Raw genomic sequence first — 20,727 nt, forward strand, 5'->3', positions numbered from 1 at the left:
CAGTGTCAACTCGATGATCGTAATGGGCTCGTGATGTTGGATCAGCTGTCACCAGGGTTATGAGCATGTTTTCGCATGTCTGGGACCGGGGTCCCTGGGGCTCCAGGTGACGCTGGGGCTCCTGATGCTGCTGGGACTTCCAAGGGTGTGAGTGGTGCGAGCGGCGCCGCGTCGACCGTGCGGGCCGCGCGGTCCAGGGCGCTGGCGAGCAGGGCCAGGTCCGTGGGCCCGTTACCCAGCTCGCGGACCGGGCGCCGGGTCGGCGGATCGCCCATCCGCTCCCACTCCAGCGGGACGACGGTGGGCCGCAGGGTCGCCGTACGGGGGATGCGCCCGGTGACCCGGCCGCCCTGGAACACCGTTACGGGACCGTCCGCGTGATGCAGCCTGCCCCGGCCGGGCGCCGGATCCTCGGGCGAGGGGACGGCCGGCGGGGCGTCGAGGACCACGCGCAGCCGCGCACCTCGGGCCAGCTCCGTGTCCGCCGTGCGGTCCGGCCTGGCGGAGGTGGCGACCAGATGCACCCCGAGCCGCTCGCCATCGCGGGCCACCGCCTCCAGAGCCCGCACGACCGAACCGGCGGACGGGCGGCCCGTACTGCCGAGGGCGGGGGCGACCAGCGCGTCCAGGTCGTCGACCAGCACGACGAGGCGGGGGAGCGGTGAGTGCCCGGAGTCCGGGCGGGCCTGCTGCGCGAGGGACGTGGTGGTCCGCAGGCGCAGGGTCCCGCCGCTGGAGGGCGGGTCGAGGTCGCCGCTGTGCTGCTCGGCGGAGCTGGGCGGGCGCTGGCCGACCAGCCTGCCCGACACCTCGCGGTGGGTGTGCCACTCGGCGAAGCCGAGGCCGCCGAGGAGCTCGTGGCGGCGCTTCAGCTCGGCGCCGAGCGCCTGCGCGAACTCGCGCATGCGCAGCGGATCGGAGGCCACCAGGTGCGTCGAGACGTGCGGCAGCTCGGTGCAGACCCGCAGGCCCTCGCCGCGCTCACCGCCCGCCCCGTCGACCAGGACAAGACCGAGCCGGTCGGGCCTGGCGGCGGCGGCCAGCGAGGCGGCGACGGAACGCAGCAGCTCGGTGCGCCCACTGCCCGCCGGGCCCTCGATCAGCAGATGCGGTCCCTCGGCGGTCAGGTCGACGCACAGCGGCCCGCGCGGGCCCGCACCCAGGACCGCCCACGCGCGGGTGGCGCCCGGCGCTTGGCCGTCGTCCGCCGCGGCGGCCCAGCGGGCCATCAGGGAAGCGGGCGTGGCCCGGGCCAGTCCCAGCTCGTCAAGGAGCCGGGCGGACGACGGCAGCGCCGCGGCCCGGCCCGAGCGGCCCGGCGGCGGCCCGTCCGTACGCAGCGGGGCCATTGACCGGGCGAAGCGCTCCGCCCAGGCCGCGGACACCGCGTCCAGCGTTGCGAGCGTGCCGTGCCCCACGGGCTGCCCGCCCGTCGTGCGCAGCAGCCGCAGCGCGGTGGCCACATCGCCGCTGAGCAGGGCGACCGCCCCGCACTCGCGGAAGGCGGGCGCGGCGGCGCAGGCCGCCTCGTAGGTAGCGGCGACCGGTGAGACGGGGGATGCTGCGGCGGTCTCGGCCAGGGTCAGGAGGTGGATGCCGCTCGCAGCGCCGGTCGCGGCCAGCCGGGCGGTGGCCTCGCGCAGCCCGGCGGAACCGGGGTCGCCGTCGACGATCACCACGGTGTACGGCCCGTCCGCGCCCAGCGGTTCCTCGTCGGTCCGCCGCACCAGCTCGGCGATGCGGGCCGCGGCCTGGTCCCGGTCGTAGGCCAGGAGCAGCCGGCAGTCCTGGCCGTGGGCGGGCCGCAGATGCGGCAGCCAGCCGAGCCAGCCCCACTCGGCCTTGCGCTCATCGAGTCCCCTGGAGCGGTCCGCGCTGATCAGCACGATCTCCAGGTCGACGGGGGAGTGCAGGGCGGCCAGCTGCGCGACGGCGGACCTGGCAAGTCCGGCCAGCCGGGACCGAGGCCCGGCGAGGCCCAGCGAGCCCACCTCCCGCAGCCCCACGGTCACCGGCACGGCCGGCAACGGGCGGCCACCGTCGGGCCCGGCCCGGTCGGCGGTGCCCAGCCGGAGCACCAGCGTCTCGGGGTGCCCGGGGCCGCGCTCCCACAGCCGGGGGCCTGGGCCGAGGGCGGTGAGCAGCAGGGACGCCGGGTCGGGCCAGGTCTCCGGGGCGGTGGACGCGGCCGGCGGTACGTCCGCGGCGGCGCCGGCGGGGGGCATCCCGACGGGGGTCGACTCCGCCGGTGCGTACTCGGGCACCGTCTCCCCGCGCCCGCCGGTCAGCCGCCGGGCCCAGGCTCCTATTCCGCCGCGCCTACGGGCCTGCTCCTCGCCGAAGACCCCGCGCCGGCCGCCATGAGTCCCGTCACCGGAACCCGGCCGGCCGCCGAAGCTGTGGCCCGAGCCGGATCCGCGCCTGCCGTACCCGTCGTCGGCGGTGCTGTCGTCGCCAGCACCGCCGGTGCGGCCCGATGCAGTGGCCGCGGGGTCCGTCAGGCCGCCGTACGCCTCCGGGGCGAATTCCGCGTGATCGTCCACCGGCCCCGCCGGGGGTCCTGGGGTGCGACCCGATGCGGCTCGGCCACCGGCCTCGCCCGCGGTACCCGGATCCGGGTACCTGATGGCGTCCTGCCCCGGGTAGGAGGACTCCGTACCACGCCGCGCGTCATGGGGAGCTCCAACGGGCGCACTGGGCGCCCCGGGCGCCGAACCGGCTCGGTCGTCGTAAGGACCGGCGCCGGTCCGGCTCGCGGCCGAGGGTCCGCCCTCGGGGACGAACTGCCCCGGCACCGTGGGCGCGGCCCCGGGTCGGCCGACGTGCGGCCGGGACACGGGCCGGGCGGCCGGGCGGCCGGGCGGCCGGTCCATGCGGTCGTCGGTGCTGTCGGGCTCGATGCTGCTGTCGTACGGCCAGCGGACGGCGCCGCCGGACCGCTCGCCGCCGAACCGCTCGCCGACGGACCGGGACCGCTCACCGGGGGCCTCGGAAGGCGCTCCTGCCCGGGATTCGTGCGGGGTGGCTCCCGGCGCTTCGTACGACGGTCCGCTCCGGGAGTCCTCGGCGGCTCCGGTCGCCGTTGTGCCTGCCGGTCCGCCGCCCTGGGCGTCGTACGGCCCGGTGGACCGCACGACGGGCGGGGTCCCGGCGAGGTGTCCCGAGACCCGGCGGCCGGCTGGAGGGCCGCTGTCCGGGGCCGTGGTGTCGGTCGGGGTTTCGCTCCTGGTTTCGGTCGGGACAGCGGCCCGGGAGCTTCGGCCCGTGACTGGGGGCGCCGGGGCGCCGTGCGCGCCCGGCGCCGGGTCGCCCCTGGTGCTCTTGGTGGGCCCTTCCGGCGCCCGGGTGATGCGCAGGTGGCCCTCGCCGTCCGGGGCCACCGGGAGTGAGGGGGGCAGGTCGCCCGGGGCCAGCCGCAGCGCGGACTCGCCCACCCGCAGCAGGGCGCCGGGCGCCAGCCGCACGGGGCGCTCGTCGACCTCCGCGCCGTCCAGCGCCGTGCCGTTGGTGGAGCCGAGGTCCGCGACCGAGACGCGGCCGTCCTCCGTCAATGTCACCGCGCAGTGCAGGCGTGACACGTCCGGGTCGTCCAGCGGGACGTCCGCGTCCGTGGAGCGGCCGATGCTGATCCGGCCACCGTGCAGCAGGTGGACGCCTCCGGCGTCGGGGCCCGCCACGACGTGCAGCTGGGCCGGGGCCGGTGTCGCGTCGGGCCGGGTGTCGCCCTCCGGCGCGGGCGCGTGCAGTGACAGCACCGCCCCGTCGACCAGCGGCGGCTCACCCAGCGCGCAGTGCTGCGCGTCGAGCCGCTCGCGCCCCGCGTAGACGATCACCGCGCCCGTGGTCTCCGGGCCTGAGCCCGGACCCGAGACGGCCGCAGCCAGGCCCGAGGCCACGGCGGCCAGCGCGGTTCCCGCGGGGGCGGTGACCAGCACATCACAGGCGCGCGCGGCCGGCGCGGCGCCCTGGAGGCCCTGGCCCTGGGGTTGCGCGCCGTGTGTGCTCTGGCCGCTGCGCGGCGCGAGAACGGTCAGCCGGATCTGCATCGCCGTCAGCGGTCCCTTCTGCGCGAAGTGCCCGGCAAGGGGACCGCCCTGTGATTCCCCCCACCCGGCACGGACGCGTCGTCCGGTACAGGTCGGCACGCAACGAGGGACTCCCGACCCCGTAGTTCCGTGCTGGAGGCATCCTCGCACCTGCCACTGACAACACGCCCGGCACCTGCGGGCAAGTGATCTTGATTGGTCGGCTGTGGACGTAAAAGTGCAGGCTTGGGATCACAGGTGACGTATGCGGCACGTGTGTTCGGCAACCATCCGTACAGTGCGGGCGTCTTTCCCGTGAACAGGCGTTGTCCGTGCCCCGTTCGGTGGCACCGGGGCGGCATTACAGTGGGTCGGAAATACGGGCCGGAGCGCTCGGGACGATGCGAGGGCCACGCAGCCACGCCAAGGGAACATGAACAGCAGGGAGCGCATGACGTGCGGCCGGTAGGCAGTAAGTACCTGCTAGAAGAGCCGATCGGGCGCGGCGCCACGGGCGTCGTCTGGCGGGCTCGCCAGCGCGAGACCGCGGGGGCCGAAGCGGCGGTGGCCGGTCAGCCCGGCGAGACCGTGGCGATCAAGGTCCTCAAGGAGGAGCTCGCCAACGACGCGGATGTCGTGATGCGCTTCCTCCGGGAGCGGTCCGTGCTGCTGCGGCTCACCCACCCCAACATCGTCCGGACCAGGGACCTGGTCGTCGAGGGTGATCTGCTCGCCCTCGTCATGGACCTGATCGACGGCCCCGACCTGCACCGTTACATCCGCGAGAACGGTCCCTTCTCGCCCGTAGCCGCGTCCCTCCTGACCGCGCAGATCGCGGACGCGCTGGCCGCCAGCCACGCCGACGGTGTGGTCCACCGCGACCTGAAGCCCGCGAACGTCCTGCTCGACGAGCGCGGCGGCCAGATGCACCCGATGCTCACCGACTTCGGCATCGCACGCCTCGCGGACTCCCCGGGCCTGACCCGTACCCACGAATTCGTCGGCACGCCCGCGTATGTCGCGCCGGAGTCCGCCGAGGGCCGTCCGCAGACCTCCGCCGTCGACATCTACGGCGCGGGCATCCTGCTGTACGAGCTGGTCACCGGGCGTCCGCCGTTCGCCGGCGGCACGGCGCTCGAAGTGCTCCACCGCCACCTCAGCGAGGAGCCCCGGCGCCCCACCACCGTCCCCGAGCCGCTCTGGACGGTCATAGAGCGCTGCCTGCGCAAGGAGCCCAACGAGCGGCCGAGCGCCGAGAACCTCGCCCGCGCCCTGCGCACCGTCGCCGGCGGCATCGGCGTCCACTCGTCGTCCGCGCAGGTCGAGGCGGCCATGGGGGTGGGCGCGCTGCTCGCCCCCGACCCGGCGCCCGCGCCGGTCCCCGAGATGCCGGGTGCCGCGGACCCGACCCAGGTCCTGCCGAGCAATGCGGGTTCGTACGACCCGGGCGCCGCGACCAGCGTCATGCCGTCCACGGGCGGGCCGCGGCACGGCGCCGGACCCGGCGACGCGACCTCGGTGATGCCGCCCGTCCCGCCGGCCCCCGACGGCATGCCGGGCAGCCCCGAGGACCCGCACCCCTGGCAGAACCAGCTGCGGGCGGTACGCGACCGCAATGAGCAGACGCAGGTCCAGTACCTCGACCCGAGCGAGGACCCGCTGCGCCGCCGCCCCCAGCGCCAGCCGCAGCAGCAGCCGCAGCAACCCCCGCAGTACCAGCAGCCGCCCCAGCGCCGACAGCAGCAGCAACCGCAGCGGTACGCCCCGCCGCCTCCGCCGCAGCATCAGCAGCCGCAGGCGCCGCCCCCGCAGCAGCGGTACGCGCCTCCTCCGCAGCAGCCCGCCCCGCCGACTCCGCGCCCGCCGCGCGAGCCGCGCCGCAGCAATCCCAACCGGATGCGGATCCCCGGTCTCGGCTGCCTCAAGGGCTGCCTGTTCAGCATCGTGCTGCTGTTCGTGGCCGCCTGGCTCATCTGGGAGCTGACCCCGCTCCAGGGCTGGATCGGTTCGACCAAGGGCTTCTTCGAGCAGATCGGCGACACCTACAACTCCGTCAGTAAGTGGTTCGAGGACATCGGCGGCCCCACCAAGTGACCGACTCGGTTGACTTGTCGACTTCTGGGGGCTGATTTCGCCCCCAGAAGTGCGGGTTGGCGCCATACGGGGCACGGAGCGCCCCGCCACCCGCGTAGCCTCAGGGCGATCGACAGCCGCTGAGGGAGCAGTCTTGGCACGGAAAATCGGCAGCCGGTACACCGCCCACCAGATCCTGGGCCGCGGCAGCGCCGGCACGGTATGGCTGGGCGACGGACCCGAGGGTCCGGTCGCCATCAAGCTGCTGCGCGAGGACCTCGCCTCCGACCAGGAACTCGTCGGACGCTTCGTCCAGGAGCGCACCGCACTGCTCGGACTCGAACACCCCCGGGTGGTCTCCGTCCGCGACCTCGTCGTCGACGGCAACGACCTCGCCCTCGTCATGGACCTCGTACGCGGTACGGACCTGCGCACCCGGCTCGACCGCGAGCGCCGCCTGGCGCCCGAGGCGGCGGTCGCGATCGCCGCGGACGTCGCCGACGGCCTGGCCGCCGCGCACGCGGCCGGGGTGGTGCACCGGGACGTCAAGCCGGAGAACATCCTGCTCGACATGGAGGGCCCGCTCGGCCCCGGCGGCGCGCACCCGGCGCTGCTGACGGACTTCGGTGTCGCCAAGCTGATCGACACCCCCCGCCGCACCCGCGCGACGAAGATCATCGGTACGCCGGACTATCTGGCCCCCGAGATCGTCGAGGGCCTGCCGCCGCGCGCCGCGGTCGACATCTACGCGCTGGCCACCGTCCTGTACGAGCTGCTCGCGGGCTTCACCCCCTTCGGCGGCGGCCACCCCGGCGCCGTACTGCGCCGCCATGTCACCGAAACGGTTGTGCCGCTGCCCGGCATCCCCGAGGAGCTGTGGCAGCTCCTGGTGCAGTGCCTGGCGAAGGCGCCGGCGTCCCGCCTGCGTGCGTCGGAGCTGTCCGTGCGGCTGCGCGAACAGCTCCCCCTGCTGGCCGGCATCCCGCCGCTGGACGTCGACGAGCCGGACACCGAGGAGGAGGCGGCGTACGAGGAGCAGTCCCGCCACCCCGAAACGTCCGAGGAGCCGCGCCGCCGCGGCGCCGTCCCCCTGGTACCGGGGTCGGCCCTCGACTCGAACCGCGACACCCATACGAGCATGCGCGTCCCGGGCCCCGACGAACTGGCCGGGGGCGCCCGCGGCACGGCCCGCGCCCCCCGCGCGAGCGGTCAGCGCCGTCCCGGATCTGCCCGCCACAAGGCAGGCAGCGTCCGCAGGCGCCGCCTGGCCCTGGGTGTCGTGGCGGTCCTGCTCGCGGCGGCCGCCGGTGTCGGCGGCTGGCTCGCGGTCATGGACGATGGCCCGCAAACGCCGCCCCGGGACACGCGCCAGTCGTCCCCTTCCCAGCCCTAGCCCCAGCCCCAGGGGGAGTACGGCGGGCGAGGGGAACACCCGCCCGCCCAGCCGTTACGCTGGACCCGTGGCAGTCGTCGATGTATCCGAAGAGCTCAAGTCCCTCTCCTCGACCATGGGGTCGATCGAGGCCGTCCTGGACCTCGACAGCCTGAGGGCCGATATCGCCGTGCTTGAGGAGCAGGCAGCCGCGCCGTCCCTGTGGGACGACCCGGACGCCGCGCAGAAGATCACGAGCAAGCTTTCGCACCTCCAGGCCGAGGTCCGCAAGACGGAGGCGCTCCGCAGCCGGATCGACGACCTGCCGGTGTTCTTCGAGCTCGCTGAGGCCGAGGACGACGCGGACACCCTCGCGGAGGCGGAGACCGAGCTCATCGCTGTCCGCAAGGCGCTGGAAGAGATGGAAGTACGTACGCTCCTCTCCGGCGAGTACGACGCGCGCGAGGCCCTCGTCAACATCCGCGCCGAGGCCGGGGGCGTCGACGCCTCCGACTTCGCCGAGCGACTGCAGCGCATGTACCTGCGCTGGGCCGAGCGGCACAACTACTCCACCGAGGTCTACGAGACGTCGTACGCCGAAGAGGCCGGCATCAAGTCGACCACCTTCGTCGTCCGGGCGCCGTACGCCTACGGAACGCTCTCCGTCGAGCAGGGCACGCACCGGCTCGTCCGCATCTCGCCCTTCGACAACCAGGGCCGCCGGCAGACCTCCTTCGCGGGCGTCGAGGTGCTCCCGGTCGTCGAGAAGACCGACCACATCGAGATCGACGACACCGAGCTGCGCGTCGACGTCTACCGCGCGTCGGGCCCCGGCGGACAGGGCGTCAACACCACCGACTCCGCGGTGCGGCTGACCCACATCCCGACCGGCATCGTCGTCTCCTGTCAGAACGAGCGCTCGCAGATCCAGAACAAGGCCAGCGCGATGAACGTCCTGCAGGCGAAGCTCCTTGAGCGCCGCCGCCAGGAGGAGAAGGCCGAGATGGACGCCCTCAAGGGTGACGGCGGCAACTCCTGGGGAAACCAGATGCGTTCGTACGTCCTGCACCCCTACCAGATGGTCAAGGACCTGCGTACGGAGTTCGAGGTCGGAAATCCGCAGGGCGTGCTCGACGGCGAGATCGACGGCTTCCTCGAAGCGGGAATTCGCTGGCGCAAGCAGCAGGAGAAGTAAACCTCGCTTTGTCGACACGGCAACTGGCGCCCTTGAGGCGCCAGTTGCCGTTTGTGTCACAGTCGCACCCTCGTACGGTGGGCAAGTGTTCCCATTTCGGGCATTGCTCGCGCAACCTCCTTGACGCGCTTCTTGTTTCTAGGAAGGCTGGCGCGCGGCATGCGTATCTACTGGGGCGCGTGTGATCCCGGGGAATGTAAACATCCCCAGCGGCTGTCGCCCCAGCGCTGCTCCACTGACGAATTCAGCTACTGGGGGTAGTACACAGATGACCAAGAAGACGCGGATCCGTGTTGCACGGATAGCCGCCGGCGCGGTAATTGCCGCCGGTGCGTCGCTGACCGCCGCGGGCGCGGCTCAGGCCGTCGGGTTCGGCGTCGAGGACAGCGTGGACACGGGCGTTGTCGACGTCGGCCTCGGCCTCGACGTGAACGACACCGAGGGTGGCGACAACACTGGTGGCACCACGGCGGGTGGCGTCGATGGCGGTCCTACGACCGGCGGCACGACGGGTGACACCACCACTGGCGGTACCACCGGTGACACCACGACCGGCGGCACGACCGGTGACACCACGACTGGCGGCACGACGGGTGACACCACGACCGGCGGCACGACCGGTGCTACGACCGGCGACACCACGACGGGTGACACCACGACCGGTGCTACGACCGGCGACACCACGACCGGCGGCACAACGGGTGACACCACCGGCGGTGACACCACCGGCGGTACGACCGGCGGTGACACTGGCGGCAGCACCGGCGGTGACACCACCGGCGGTGACACGGGCGGTGACACCACCGGTGGCGACACCACCGGCGGTACGACCGGCGGTGACACTGGCGGCACCACGGGCGGTGACACCACCGGCGGCGACACGACCGGTGGCAGCACCGGTGGCGACACCACCGGCGGCGGTGACACGACCGGCGGTGACACGACCGGCGGCACTGCCACCGGCGGCGACACCACCGGTGGCAACGACGGCACCGACACCGACAGCGTCGGCTCCCAGCCGGTCGAGCAGGGCAAGGCCAAGGAGGAGCTCGCCGAGACGGGCGCCGCCGAGACCTCGTTCCTGCTGATCGGTGCGGCGACGATGATCGCCGGTGGCATCGGCTTCCGCATGCTGCCGCGTCTGGTCAGCGGCCGCACCGTCGCCTGAACCACTTAGACGTCACTCGGAGGCCGATCAGGCCCTCGTCGGACGTCACAGGAAAGGGACCGGAGCGCTCAGCGCTCCGGTCCCTTTCCTGTGACGAACACTCCGGGGCGCCGCCCCGACGTCCGCGCCGCGCCCTCAGGAGGCCCGTGGGGCCCCGAGGGCGGCCGTTACGCGGTCTGGTGCACCAGCAGGGCCAGCGCGGCCACCAGCAGTGCGAGCAGCGCCAGGAGCGCCGCAGGGCTCAGCCCCGCCAGGGGGCCCTCCTGCTGGAGTCGCTGCCTGCTGGCCCGGCACACCTGGCAGCGGCCCTCGTTCACCGGCGCCGCGCAGTTTGCGCACACCAATCGGTCGTAGGTCATGCGCTGTCCTCCTCCCGCGCGGCGGAGCCGCAGCCGTGCACCCTCAGCCGGGTAGCCGTACCAATCAACGGTCTACTCCGCTCAACGCTCCGGGAAACTCCACCGTTCCCCCTTCCACTGTGCCAGCTCCCACACGTTCCGGCGCGCCCCACCGGAGTACGACCACCCGCTCGTGCCCGGGAAGTGGCCCGGATCGGGCGCAGATCCGTGATAAAACGCCCATCCCAGGACGCCGACTGCGCGGGCCCGTCCGGGTCGCGTATGGTCACGCTCACCTACTCCCGGCGACCGTGGTGCACCCGTGATCCGATTCGACAATGTCTCCAAGACTTACCCGAAGCAGAACCGCCCCGCTCTCAGGGATGTTTCCCTGGAGGTCGAGAAGGGCGAGTTCGTCTTCCTCGTGGGCTCTTCAGGCTCCGGTAAGTCCACTTTTCTGCGGCTGTTGCTGCGCGAGGAGCGCGCCAGCCACGGCATGGTGCACGTCCTGGGCAAGGACCTCGCGCGCCTGTCCAACTGGAAGGTGCCGAGCATGCGCCGCCAGTTGGGCACCGTCTTCCAGGACTTCCGCCTGCTCCCCAACAAGACCGTCGGGGAGAACGTCGCGTTCGCGCAGGAAGTCATCGGCAAGTCCCGCGGAGAGATCCGCAAGTCCGTACCGCAGGTCCTCGATCTCGTCGGTCTCGGCGGCAAGGAGGACCGGATGCCCGGTCAGCTCTCGGGCGGTGAGCAGCAACGCGTGGCGATCGCCAGGGCCTTCGTCAACCGGCCGATGCTGCTCATCGCGGACGAGCCGACCGGAAATCTCGACCCGCAGACCTCCGTCGGCATCATGAAGCTGCTGGACCGCATCAACCGCACCGGCACCACTGTGGTGATGGCGACCCACGACCAGCAGATCGTCGACCAGATGCGCAAGCGCGTCATCGAACTCGAGAAGGGCCGCCTCGTGCGCGACCAGTCTCGGGGCGTCTACGGATACCAGCACTGAAAGGACGCCATGCGCGCCCAGTTCGTCCTGTCGGAGATTGGCGTCGGTCTCCGTCGTAACCTCACGATGACCTTCGCGGTAGTCATCTCTGTCGCTCTCTCCCTCGCCCTTTTCGGCGGCGCGCTGCTCATGCGCGAGCAGGTGAGCACGATGAAGGGCTTCTGGTACGACAAGGTCAATGTCTCGATCTTCTTCTGCAACAAGAACGACGCGGAGACCATCCCCAAGTGCGCCAAGGGAGCGGTCACCACAGAGCAGAAGCAGCAGGTCAAGGATGACCTCGGGAAGATGGACATCGTCAAGAAGGTCGACTACGAGTCGGCCGACGACGCGTTCAAGCACTACAAGGAGCAGTTCGGGGACTCCTCGATGGCCGACACCATCACCCCGGACCAGATGCAGGAGTCGTTCCGGGTCAAGCTTGAGGACCCGGAGAAGTACAAGGTGGTCGCGACCGCGTTCGCGGGCCGGGACGGTGTGCAGTCCGTCCAGGACCAACGCGGCATCCTCGACAACCTCTTCGAGTTGATGAACGGCATGAATGTGGCCGCGCTCTGCGTGATGGCCCTGATGCTTGTCATCGCGCTGATGCTGATCGTCAACACCGTGCGCGTATCGGCCTTCAGCCGACGGCGTGAAACAGGCATCATGCGGCTCGTCGGCGCGTCCAGCTTCTATATCCAGATGCCGTTCATCATGGAGGCCGCGTTCGCCGGCCTGATCGGTGGTGTGGTCGCCTGCGGCATGCTGCTCGCGGGGCGGTACTTCCTGATCGACCACGGTCTCGCGCTCGCCGACAAGCTGACTCTCGTCAACTTCATCGGCTGGGACGCGGTGCTCGCGAAACTGCCGCTGGTGCTCGCCATCGCGCTGCTGATGCCCGCCATCGCGGGCTTCGTGGCACTGCGCAAGTACCTGAAGGTGTGACATGAGCCCCGGGCGCCGTCCGAGCATCAGCTCGTACGGCGCCCTTCGTTTGTCCTAGACTCGTCGGCATGCAGGGCCCGGAAGACAGCCTCCAACCCCGTGCGATCCGCCGCGGGGCCGCCCTGACATTGGTCTTTGCCACCGTCCTCGCCACCGCGGTCGCCACCGGCTCCTGGGAGCGCGTCGACGAAAAGCGGCCCCCCGACCGGCACCCCGCCTCCCGCTCGGTCGCCGCGACAGCGGACCGCGAAGCGGTCGCCGACGCCGCGGCCGAGGCGATGGCCGACGGAAAGTCCGGCAAGGAGGCGGCCCAGGAGGTCGTCAGCCGCAGCGGGGACCGCTGGGGCGCGGTGTACGACCCCGGCGAGTACGAGGAGTTCGAGCAGGCCCTCGACGGCGAGTACACGGGCGTGGGGCTGTGGGCCAAGCGCACCCGCGACGGCCGTATCGAGGTGTCCAGGGTGCAGTCCGGCGGGCCCGCCGAACGGGCCGGGGTCAGGGCGGGCGACCAGCTCCGTACGATCGACGGCCACCGGGTCGAGAAGCGCCCCGTCACCGAGGTCGTGAAGCTGCTGCGCGGGAAGAAGCCGGCGAAGCCCGGCACCTGGGTCGCGCTCGGCCTCCAGCGCTCCACGCACGCGTGGAGCGAGACGGTGCAGCGGGCCCGGCTGGCCACCGAGGCCGTCACGGTCGAGCGGCTCGCGGACGGCGCGACGCTGATCAGGGTGGCGTCCTTCACCAAGGGCTCGGGCGACCAGGTGCGCGAGGCGGTGCAGAAGGCTCCGCGGGACCACGGCCTCCTCCTCGACCTACGCGGCAACGGCGGCGGACTGGTCACCGAGGCCGTCACCGCGGTCTCCGCCTTCCTCGACGGGGGCCTGGTCGCCACGTACGACGTGCACGGTGAGCAGCGCGCCCTCTACGCGGAGCCGGGCGGGGACACCGAGAGACCCGTTGTCGCGCTTGTCGACGGCGGCACGATGAGCGCCGCCGAGCTCGTCACGGGGGCGCTCCAGGATCGCGGGCGCGCGGTCACCGTGGGATCGCGCACCTTCGGCAAGGGATCGGTCCAGATGCCGAGCAGGCTGCCGGACGGCTCCGTCGCCGAGCTGACCGTGGGTCACTACCGGACTCCGGCGGGCCGCAGCGTCGACGGCCGGGGCATCAGCCCGGACCTTTCGGTGAGCGACAGGGCCCAGCAGAGGGCCCAGACAGTATTGAGTGGCCTCGGGGGAGGGTCTTAGTGCGAAAATGGTCGCACTATGGCTAAGGAACAAGGGCGCAAGATGATCGCGCAGAACAAGAAGGCGCGCCACGACTACCTCATCATCGACACCTACGAGGCCGGCATGGTCCTGACCGGTACCGAGGTGAAGTCCCTCCGGCAGGGGCGCGCCTCGCTGGTGGACGGCTTCGTGCAGCTGGAGGGCAACGAGGCGTGGCTGTACAACATCCACGTACCCGAGTACACCCAGGGGACCTGGACCAACCACTCCGCGCGCCGCAAGCGCAAGCTGCTGCTCAACCGGGTCGAGATCGACAAGCTGGCGGCGAAGTCGCAGGAGAGCGGCCACACGATCGTGCCGCTCGCGATGTATTTCAAGGACGGCCGAGCCAAGATCGAGATCGCGCTGGCCAAGGGCAAGAAGGAGTACGACAAGCGTCAGACGCTGCGCGAGAAGCAGGATCTGCGCGAGACGAGCCGGGTGATCTCGGCCGTGAAGCGCAAGGAGCGGAGCTGAGCGACCGAGCCCACGCCGGGCCGGTCAGGAATGCGCTGGCCCCGTCGTGCGTTGGTCACGTACGATGGGCACTGCACACCACCACTGGTGGGGTGCGGCACCACAAGCACCACCTTGAAAAATCAACATGGGGATGATCGGTTTCGACAGCGGATGTCGAGGCAGGGGAAGCGAGTCGAGGAAGCGGCAATGATCTCGTTAACCATATGTCGCAAACTATAATCGCCGATTCCAAGCGCGATTCCTTCGCCCTCGCTGCCTAAGTAGCGACTGCGTGAAGTGTCAGCCCAGGAGTGTTCCCGGCCTGGATCCTGGCATCATCAAGGGAACTAAACCACTCGGTCCGGTCACGGGATCGGGTGGGAAACCAAACAGTGACTGAGCCCGTCGGAGACTTGTCCGTGTGATCTCCGGGGCCGAGAAAAGCGAAGCGGACTGCACTCGGAGAAGCCCTGGTTCTGCACCGTTGGACGCGGGTTCGATTCCCGCCATCTCCACAATTCCCATGTGAGGCTGAGGCCCCGCTGCCATTACGGCAGCGGGGCCTTCGTCTTGCCCGCCGGTCCATGTCCGCCATGTGCCCACGGGCCGCACTCGTCGGCCGTTAGTCACAGATCCGCGAGCAGTCGGCGGCTTCATCGCTGAGATCCAGCCACCATGAAATGCGTCGATTTGGCTGTTCGGTCTTTTGTTGGACGGGGTATTGAAGAGGCGTTAATCCTCACGGGTGACAAGTCGCTCAGGCGTTCCTATGGGTGGACCGTGATCGGCCCCGGCCATGACTGAGCGCCGCCGCAATTATCGCCGTACCGAGGCGTGTCCGGGCGGTCGGGCCCTGATTCCGTCACGATGTCGTCGATATCGCTGTGGGACAAAAGGGGGCCGACAAAACCGCCCCAAGGCAATCAAAAGGTGCGGAAATCTGATACTGGAGTGACGCAAGTGACCAGAAGTGTCTGTCGGTGCACAACCGCCCGAACCTCATATGTCACTGCTCCTCAACAACAAATGACACAGCGGTCATTGGATCCCCGGGGTCCGCTACATTCGGGGCCCGGGTGCAGAAGTAAGGGGCATTCGGTACGGGTGGGGACTTGCGCCGGCATAGGCAGCCGTGTGTGCACCCCGCATCATTCTTTCCTGTGGGGACGTGTGAAAAGCTATGGAAAATTGGCGGGAAAATGCCCTGGACGGGCCGACTCGTGATCCGAGTGGACTCACTGTCCAGCTGGACGACCCCGATCGGCCGCCGGCCGAACTGAAGACGGGGCCGCAGTTCCAGGAGAACTCCGACGGGCCGGTGTTCGTCGACGAGAGCGGTCGCAGGAAAAAGAAGTTCCGCCGGATCGGCTGGGTTCTCGCGGCGGCCTGTGCCTGTTACGCGATCGCCGTGGTCGCGGCCCTGATGGGGGGCACTTCCAAGGCGCCCTGGCTGCCGATGCCCGGATTCGTGAAGGAGGAGAGATCCGCGGACAGGGTCGAGGCGGCGCCCGCTCCCTCCACCGATCCGCTGCCGCCCGTGGCGACTCCGGGTGCGCCGACCGGCGTGACCCCGGTGGGCCCCGTGGCGTCGTCCGGCACCTCTCCGCTGCTGCTCCCGGTGCCCCGGGGCGGGGCCGTCAGCAGGCCGCCCGCCGCGACCGGGCCGGGCGCCAAAGGCGCCGGCACCGCCGGGCCCGCCGACCGCAACGGCCCGGCGCCGGACGCCGATCCGGGTGCGGGCCCGGGCGCCGTCCCCGCACCTGTCCCCGCACCCGGCACGGGCCCCGGTGCCAGCGCCGACCCGGACCCGGATCCCGCCCCGGATCCCGCCCCCGATCCGGAGCCCCCCGCCGATCCGGGCCCCGGTACCGGCACGGACCCCACCCCGACCCCCGCCCCCGACCCCACGCCGGCCCCGGACCCCGCCGCGGGCGACTCCACTCAACTCGCCGCGAAGGGCCCTTAGTGGAGCCGGCAACTCGGAGTGACTCCCCGAGCAGGCGCGGCACTCGCGCCCACCGCACCGTCCGTCGCCGTATCCCCATGCGTTACCTGCTGGCTTCGCTCCTGCTGGTCGCGCTGCTCGCGATGCTGATGCTGCGGGGTTACGTACACAGCGAGATCCTCGCCGACCACCGCGTCCGCCCCCCGATATCCGCCGGTCATGTCCCCGAGGACATCCTCACGGGCGGTCCGGTGATCGACGCGCGCAGCGCACAGACGCCCAAGGCGCTGAGCATCCCCGAGCGCAAGCTCGTGCTGACCTTCGACGACGGCCCCGACCCGAAATGGACCCCGAAGGTCCTCGACAAACTCAAGCAGTACAAGGCCCATGGCGTCTTCTTCGTCACCGGCACCATGGCTTCGCGCCACCCCGACCTGGTCGAGCGCATTGTGCGCGAGGGCCACGAGGTCGGGCTGCACACCTTCAACCACCCCGACCTCTCCCGCCAGCCGAAGTCCCGTATCGACTGGGAGCTGACCCAGAACCAGCTCGCCATCGCGGGCGCGGCCGACATCCGCACCTCGCTGTTCCGGCCGCCGTACTCGTCGTTCTCCGACGCCCTCGACAACAAGTCCTGGCCGGTCGCCCAGTACATCGGCAGCCGCGGCTACATCACGGTGCTCACCGACACCGACAGCGAGGACTGGAAGCGCCCCGGCATCGACGCGATCATCGAGCGCGCCACCCCCGAGGGCACCGAGGGCTCGATCGTGCTGATGCACGACTCGGGCGGGGACCGCTCACAGACCGTGGCGGCTCTCGACCGTTTCCTGCCCGCGATGCAGGAGCGCGGCTACACCTTCACCCACCTGACCGGCGCGCTCGGCGCCGCCTCGGCGCACACCGCCGTGACAGGACCCGAGCTGTGGAAGGGCAAGGCCTGGATCTACGCCGTGAGCGTCTCCGAGAAGACCACCGGTGTGCTCGTCATCGGCCTCGCCGTCGTCGGCGTGCTGGTCATGGCGCGCTTCGGCCTGATGCTCCTGCTGTCCTTCCTGCACGCCCGCAAGGTCCACCGGCACGACTTCAGTTGGGGCCCGCCGGTCACCCGACCCGTGTCCGTGCTGGTCCCGGCGTACAACGAGCGCGAATGCATCGCCAATACGGTCCGCTCGCTGATGGCCGGTGAGCACCCCATCGAGGTCGTCGTCATCGACGACGGCTCGTCGGACGGCACCGCCGACATCGTCGATGCGCTGGACCTGCCGGACGTACGAGTCGTGCGCCAGCCGAACTCGGGCAAACCCGCCGCCCTCAACAACGGCCTGGTACACGCCCGTTACGACATTGTCGTGATGATGGACGGTGACACGGTCTTCGAACCGGCCACCGTCCGTGAGCTGGTCCAGCCGTTCGGCGACCCGCGCGTCGGCGCGGTCGCGGGCAACGCCAAGGTCGGCAACCGTGACTCCCTGATCGGCGCCTGGCAGCACATCGAGTACGTGATGGGCTTCAACCTCGACCGCCGCATGTACGAACTCCTCGGCTGCATGCCGACGATCCCCGGCGCGGTCGGCGCCTTCCGGGCCGACGCCCTCCAGCGCTTCGGCGGCATGAGCGAGGACACCCTCGCCGAGGACACCGACGTCACCATGGCCCTGCACCGCGACGGCTGGCACGTCGTGTACGCGGAGAAGGCCCGCGCCTGGACCGAGGCGCCGGAGAGCGTGCAGCAGCTGTGGTCCCAGCGCTACCGCTGGAGCTACGGCACCATGCAGGCGATCTGGAAGCACCGCCGCGCCGTCGTCGAACGCGGCCCCTCGGGACGCTTCGGACGGGTGGGCCTGCCGCTGGTCGCGCTCTTCATGGTGCTCTTCCCGCTGCTGGCCCCGCTCATCGACGTATTCCTGCTGTATGGGCTGGTCTTCGGCCCCACCCGGCAGACCGTTGTGGCCTGGCTCGGCGTCCTCGCCGTGCAGGCCGTCTGCGCCGCGTACGCATTCCGGCTCGACGGCGAACGCATGACACACCTGATCTCGCTGCCCCTTCAGCAGATCCTCTACCGGCAGTTGATGTACGTCGTCCTGCTCCAGTCCTGGATCACGGCCCTGACCGGCGGTCGGCTGCGATGGCAGAAGCTGCGGCGTACCGGTGTGGTCGAGGCGCCGGGATCCATTCCGGGACAGCGGCAGAGCGGGAAAGAGAAGAGGCCCGTCGGATGACCACCGGTCTTCCCCACACCGCCGCGGAGGCACCCGGCGCCACCGACACGATCGCCGCGCCCGCTCACCCACCAAAAGACGGCGCCCGTCCAGGCCGCGACCGCTACCTCGACGTACTGCGCGCCGTCGCGCTGCTGCGCGTCGTCGTCTACCACGTCTTCGGCTGGGCCTGGCTGACGCTGTTCTTCCCGTCCATGGGCGTGATGTTCGCGCTCGCGGGCTCGCTGATGGCGCGTTCGCTCAAGCGGCCCGCCGCCGGGGTGATCCGCGGCCGGATCCGGCGGCTGCTGCCGCCCATGTGGGGCTTCTCGCTCGTCGTCCTGCCGCTGATGTTCCACTTCGGCTGGGAGCCGGTGAAGGAGGACGGCGTCTGGTGGTTCCTCAAGCTGGCCAACTACCTCGTCCCGATCGGCGCCCCGCCCGTCCCCGAGAGCAGCGGGGACCAGGCGGGAGTTCTCGAATCCAGCTGGGCGGAGCAGGCCGCCGGGCCGCTCTGGTACATCCGCACCTATCTGTGGTTCGTCATCGCGTCGCCCGTCCTGCTGTGGGCGTTCCGCAGGCTGCCGTGGGCGACGCTGTTCGCCCCGCTCGCCGTCACCGCGGTCATCGGCACGGGCCTGGTGACGATCCCCGGCGAGGCGGGCGAGGCCATCGGTGACTTCGCCGTCTACGGCTCCTGCTGGATCCTCGGCTTCGCCCACCACGACGGCATGTTCCAGAAGGTCCCGCGCTACCTCACGGTGTCGGTGGCCACGATGGTGATGGCCTTCGGCCTGTGGTGGGCGTCGGGGCACCTCACCGCTGACGGCTGGGACCTCAATGAGATCCCGCTCGCCCAGGCGGCCTGGTCGTTCGGCTTCTGCGTGATCCTCCTCCAGTACTCCCCGGCCTGGCGGGAACTCCCGCGCCGCCTCGCCAGGTTCGACCCGGTGATCACCCTCGCCAACAACCGGGCCGTGACGATCTACCTCTGGCACAACCTGCTGATCCTGATGACGTTCTCCGTCGTCGACCTGCTCTTCGAGATTCCGGGGCTCGGCCCGGCGTACTCCTTCATCGAGGACTGGTACACCGTCCTGATCGTGATCACCGTCTGGCCGCTGATCGCCCTGATGATCGTCGCGGTCGGCTGGCTGGAAGACATCGCGGCCAAACGCAGGCCGCGCCTGTGGCCCGACGGCCGCTCCCGCGGCAGGAAGGGCCACGGGCGCACCCGCTCACACCGGCCGTGACCGCAGGGTGAGAGCAAGGTTTCGCCCCGGTGACCTGCCGGCACGGGCCTGAAATCCGCCGTCCCTAACGTCGCTCCCACGACCCGATACCCGTGGAGGCGCGTGATGGCAGGCCGGTGGATCGAACAGTGGGACCCGGAGGACGACACCTTCTGGAAGAGCACGGGAGAGCGGATCGCCCGGCGCAATCTGCTCTACTCCGTGCTCTCCGAGCACATCGGGTTCTCCATCTGGACCCTGTGGTCGGTGATGGTCCTCTTCATGGGGCCCGAGTACGGCGTCGACCCGGCCGGGAAGTTCTTCCTGATCGGCACGGCCACCCTGGTCGGCGCCGTCGTCCGGGTCCCGTACACCTTCGCCGTCGCCCGCTTCGGCGGACGCAATTGGACCGTCGTCAGCGCGCTGTTGCTGCTGCTGCCGACCGGGGCGGCGTACGCGGTGATGGAGCCAGGCACCTCGTACAGCACCTTCCTGCTGGTCGCGGCACTCACCGGGGTGGGCGGCGGCAACTTCGCCTCCTCCATGACCAACATCAACTCCTTCTTCCCGCTGCGCAAGAAGGGCTGGGCGCTCGGCCTCAACGCGGGCGGCGGCAACATCGGCGTACCGGTCGTCCAGCTCGTCGGGCTGCTGGTCATCGGCGTGGCCGGGGCGACCCACCCCCGGATCCTGCTCGGCGTCTATCTGCCGCTGATCCTGGTCGCGGCCGTCTTCGCAGCGCTGCGGATGGACAATCTGGCGCCCGTACGCAACGACACCGGGGCGGCGAAGGCCGCCGCCCGCGATCCGCACACCTGGATCATGGCGTTCCTGTACGTCGGGACCTTCGGCTCCTTCATCGGCTACAGCTTCGCCTTCGGCCTGGTGCTGCAGACCCAGTTCGGGCGTACGCCGCTGCAGGCCGCCTCGCTCACCTTCATCGGGCCGCTGCTCGGCTCGCTGATCCGGCCCGTCGGCGGCACGCTCGCCGACCGCTACGGCGGCGCCCGCATCACCCTGTGGAACTTCGCCGCGATGGCCGGCGCGACCTCCGTCGTCGTGTACGCGTCCATGGCGGAGTCGCTGCCGGTGTTCCTGGCCGGTTTCACCGCGCTGTTCGTCCTGACGGGGCTCGGCAACGGCTCGACGTACAAGATGATCCCCGCGATCTTCCAGGCCAAGGCGCTGGCACAGGGCATGACGGGCGAGGCCGCCGCGGCGTACGGGCGGCGGCTCTCCGGGGCCTCCATGGGGCTCATCGGGGCTGTGGGCGCCCTTGGCGGGCTCGGCATCAACCTCGCCTTCCGACAGTCCTTCCAGAGCGCGGGGACCGGCACCGCGGCCTTCGGCTGCTTCCTCGCCTTCTACGCCGCGTGCTTCGCCGCCACCTGGGCGGTATACCTTCGCCGGCCGGCCGCGGTGCCGGCGAAGCCGCAGCTCACCTATGCGGAGGTGTGAGCGGCCTGGCGCCCCCTGGGGTCGTAACGGCTGGGAAATACTGGGGAACCGAGCCCG

At 70.9% G+C, this 20,727-nt stretch carries 14 protein-coding genes and 1 other RNA gene; 13 read left to right on the top strand and 2 right to left on the bottom strand.

Annotation, left to right across the window (positions count from 1 at the left end):
• Positions 1-41 precede the first annotated feature (41 nt).
• Positions 42-4,046 carry an FtsK/SpoIIIE domain-containing protein gene (locus tag ABCR94_RS05475; protein WP_347117873.1) on the bottom strand — a complete coding sequence of 1,335 codons (4,005 nt, stop codon included), beginning with the start codon at positions 4,044-4,046 and terminating at the stop codon, positions 42-44.
• A 435-nt stretch (positions 4,047-4,481) separates the two neighbouring features.
• Between ABCR94_RS05475 and ABCR94_RS05480 the strand changes: the two genes are divergently transcribed.
• From ABCR94_RS05480 to ABCR94_RS05495, 4 genes are all read left to right on the top strand, one after another.
• The gene (locus tag ABCR94_RS05480) at positions 4,482-6,119 is read left to right on the top strand and encodes a serine/threonine-protein kinase (protein ID WP_347117874.1); all 1,638 of its coding nucleotides are present in this window, start codon (positions 4,482-4,484) and stop codon (positions 6,117-6,119) included.
• A gap of 133 nt (positions 6,120-6,252) precedes the next feature.
• Positions 6,253-7,491, top strand: a complete 1,239-nt coding sequence (locus ABCR94_RS05485; protein WP_347117875.1) for a serine/threonine-protein kinase — start codon at positions 6,253-6,255, stop codon at positions 7,489-7,491.
• A gap of 67 nt (positions 7,492-7,558) precedes the next feature.
• On the top strand, positions 7,559-8,665 hold the full coding sequence (gene prfB / locus ABCR94_RS05490) for a peptide chain release factor 2 (protein ID WP_347117876.1): 1,107 nt from the start codon (positions 7,559-7,561) through the stop codon (positions 8,663-8,665).
• A gap of 268 nt (positions 8,666-8,933) precedes the next feature.
• Positions 8,934-9,833: a hypothetical protein gene (locus ABCR94_RS05495; protein WP_347117877.1), complete on the top strand. Its 900-nt coding sequence runs from the start codon at positions 8,934-8,936 to the stop codon at positions 9,831-9,833.
• Between the two features lie 167 nt (positions 9,834-10,000).
• Here the strand turns inward: ABCR94_RS05495 and ABCR94_RS05500 are convergent, their stop codons facing one another.
• Positions 10,001-10,192, bottom strand: a complete 192-nt coding sequence (locus ABCR94_RS05500; RefSeq protein WP_347117878.1) for a hypothetical protein — start codon at positions 10,190-10,192, stop codon at positions 10,001-10,003.
• A gap of 301 nt (positions 10,193-10,493) precedes the next feature.
• Here ABCR94_RS05500 and ftsE point away from each other — a divergent pair, with 301 nt between their 5' ends.
• The 9 genes from ftsE (at position 10,494) to ABCR94_RS05545 (ending at position 20,670) form a co-directional block, all read left to right on the top strand.
• Positions 10,494-11,183, top strand: a complete 690-nt coding sequence (gene ftsE, locus ABCR94_RS05505; RefSeq protein WP_347117879.1) for a cell division ATP-binding protein FtsE — start codon at positions 10,494-10,496, stop codon at positions 11,181-11,183.
• A gap of 9 nt (positions 11,184-11,192) precedes the next feature.
• Entirely contained in the window at positions 11,193-12,110 is a 918-nt protein-coding gene (gene ftsX / locus ABCR94_RS05510) for a permease-like cell division protein FtsX (protein WP_347117880.1), read from the top strand.
• 68 nt (positions 12,111-12,178) lie between these two features.
• Positions 12,179-13,354 (top strand): S41 family peptidase, encoded by a 1,176-nt coding sequence (locus tag ABCR94_RS05515; protein WP_347117881.1) that lies wholly within the window; start codon positions 12,179-12,181, stop codon positions 13,352-13,354.
• Positions 13,355-13,372: 18 nt separating this feature from the next.
• Positions 13,373-13,852: an SsrA-binding protein SmpB gene (gene smpB / locus ABCR94_RS05520; RefSeq protein ID WP_347117882.1), complete on the top strand. Its 480-nt coding sequence runs from the start codon at positions 13,373-13,375 to the stop codon at positions 13,850-13,852.
• A gap of 129 nt (positions 13,853-13,981) precedes the next feature.
• Positions 13,982-14,352: a transfer-messenger RNA gene (ssrA, locus tag ABCR94_RS05525) on the top strand.
• A gap of 662 nt (positions 14,353-15,014) precedes the next feature.
• The gene (locus ABCR94_RS05530) at positions 15,015-15,800 is read left to right on the top strand and encodes a hypothetical protein (protein ID WP_347117884.1); all 786 of its coding nucleotides are present in this window, start codon (positions 15,015-15,017) and stop codon (positions 15,798-15,800) included.
• Between the two features lie 77 nt (positions 15,801-15,877).
• Positions 15,878-18,001, top strand: coding sequence for a bifunctional polysaccharide deacetylase/glycosyltransferase family 2 protein (locus ABCR94_RS05535; RefSeq protein ID WP_347117885.1), 2,124 nt, complete (start codon positions 15,878-15,880; stop codon positions 17,999-18,001).
• Positions 17,998-19,233, top strand: a complete 1,236-nt coding sequence (locus ABCR94_RS05540; protein WP_347117886.1) for an acyltransferase family protein — start codon at positions 17,998-18,000, stop codon at positions 19,231-19,233. Before ABCR94_RS05535 ends, ABCR94_RS05540 begins: the two co-directional genes overlap by 4 nt.
• A gap of 105 nt (positions 19,234-19,338) precedes the next feature.
• On the top strand, positions 19,339-20,670 hold the full coding sequence (locus ABCR94_RS05545; RefSeq protein ID WP_347117888.1) for a nitrate/nitrite transporter: 1,332 nt from the start codon (positions 19,339-19,341) through the stop codon (positions 20,668-20,670).
• The last annotated feature ends 57 nt before the right edge of the window (positions 20,671-20,727 follow it).

Source organism: Streptomyces changchenzhani (assembly GCF_039766235.1).
In the GTDB taxonomy this organism is placed as follows: Bacteria; Actinomycetota; Actinomycetes; order Streptomycetales; family Streptomycetaceae; genus Streptomyces.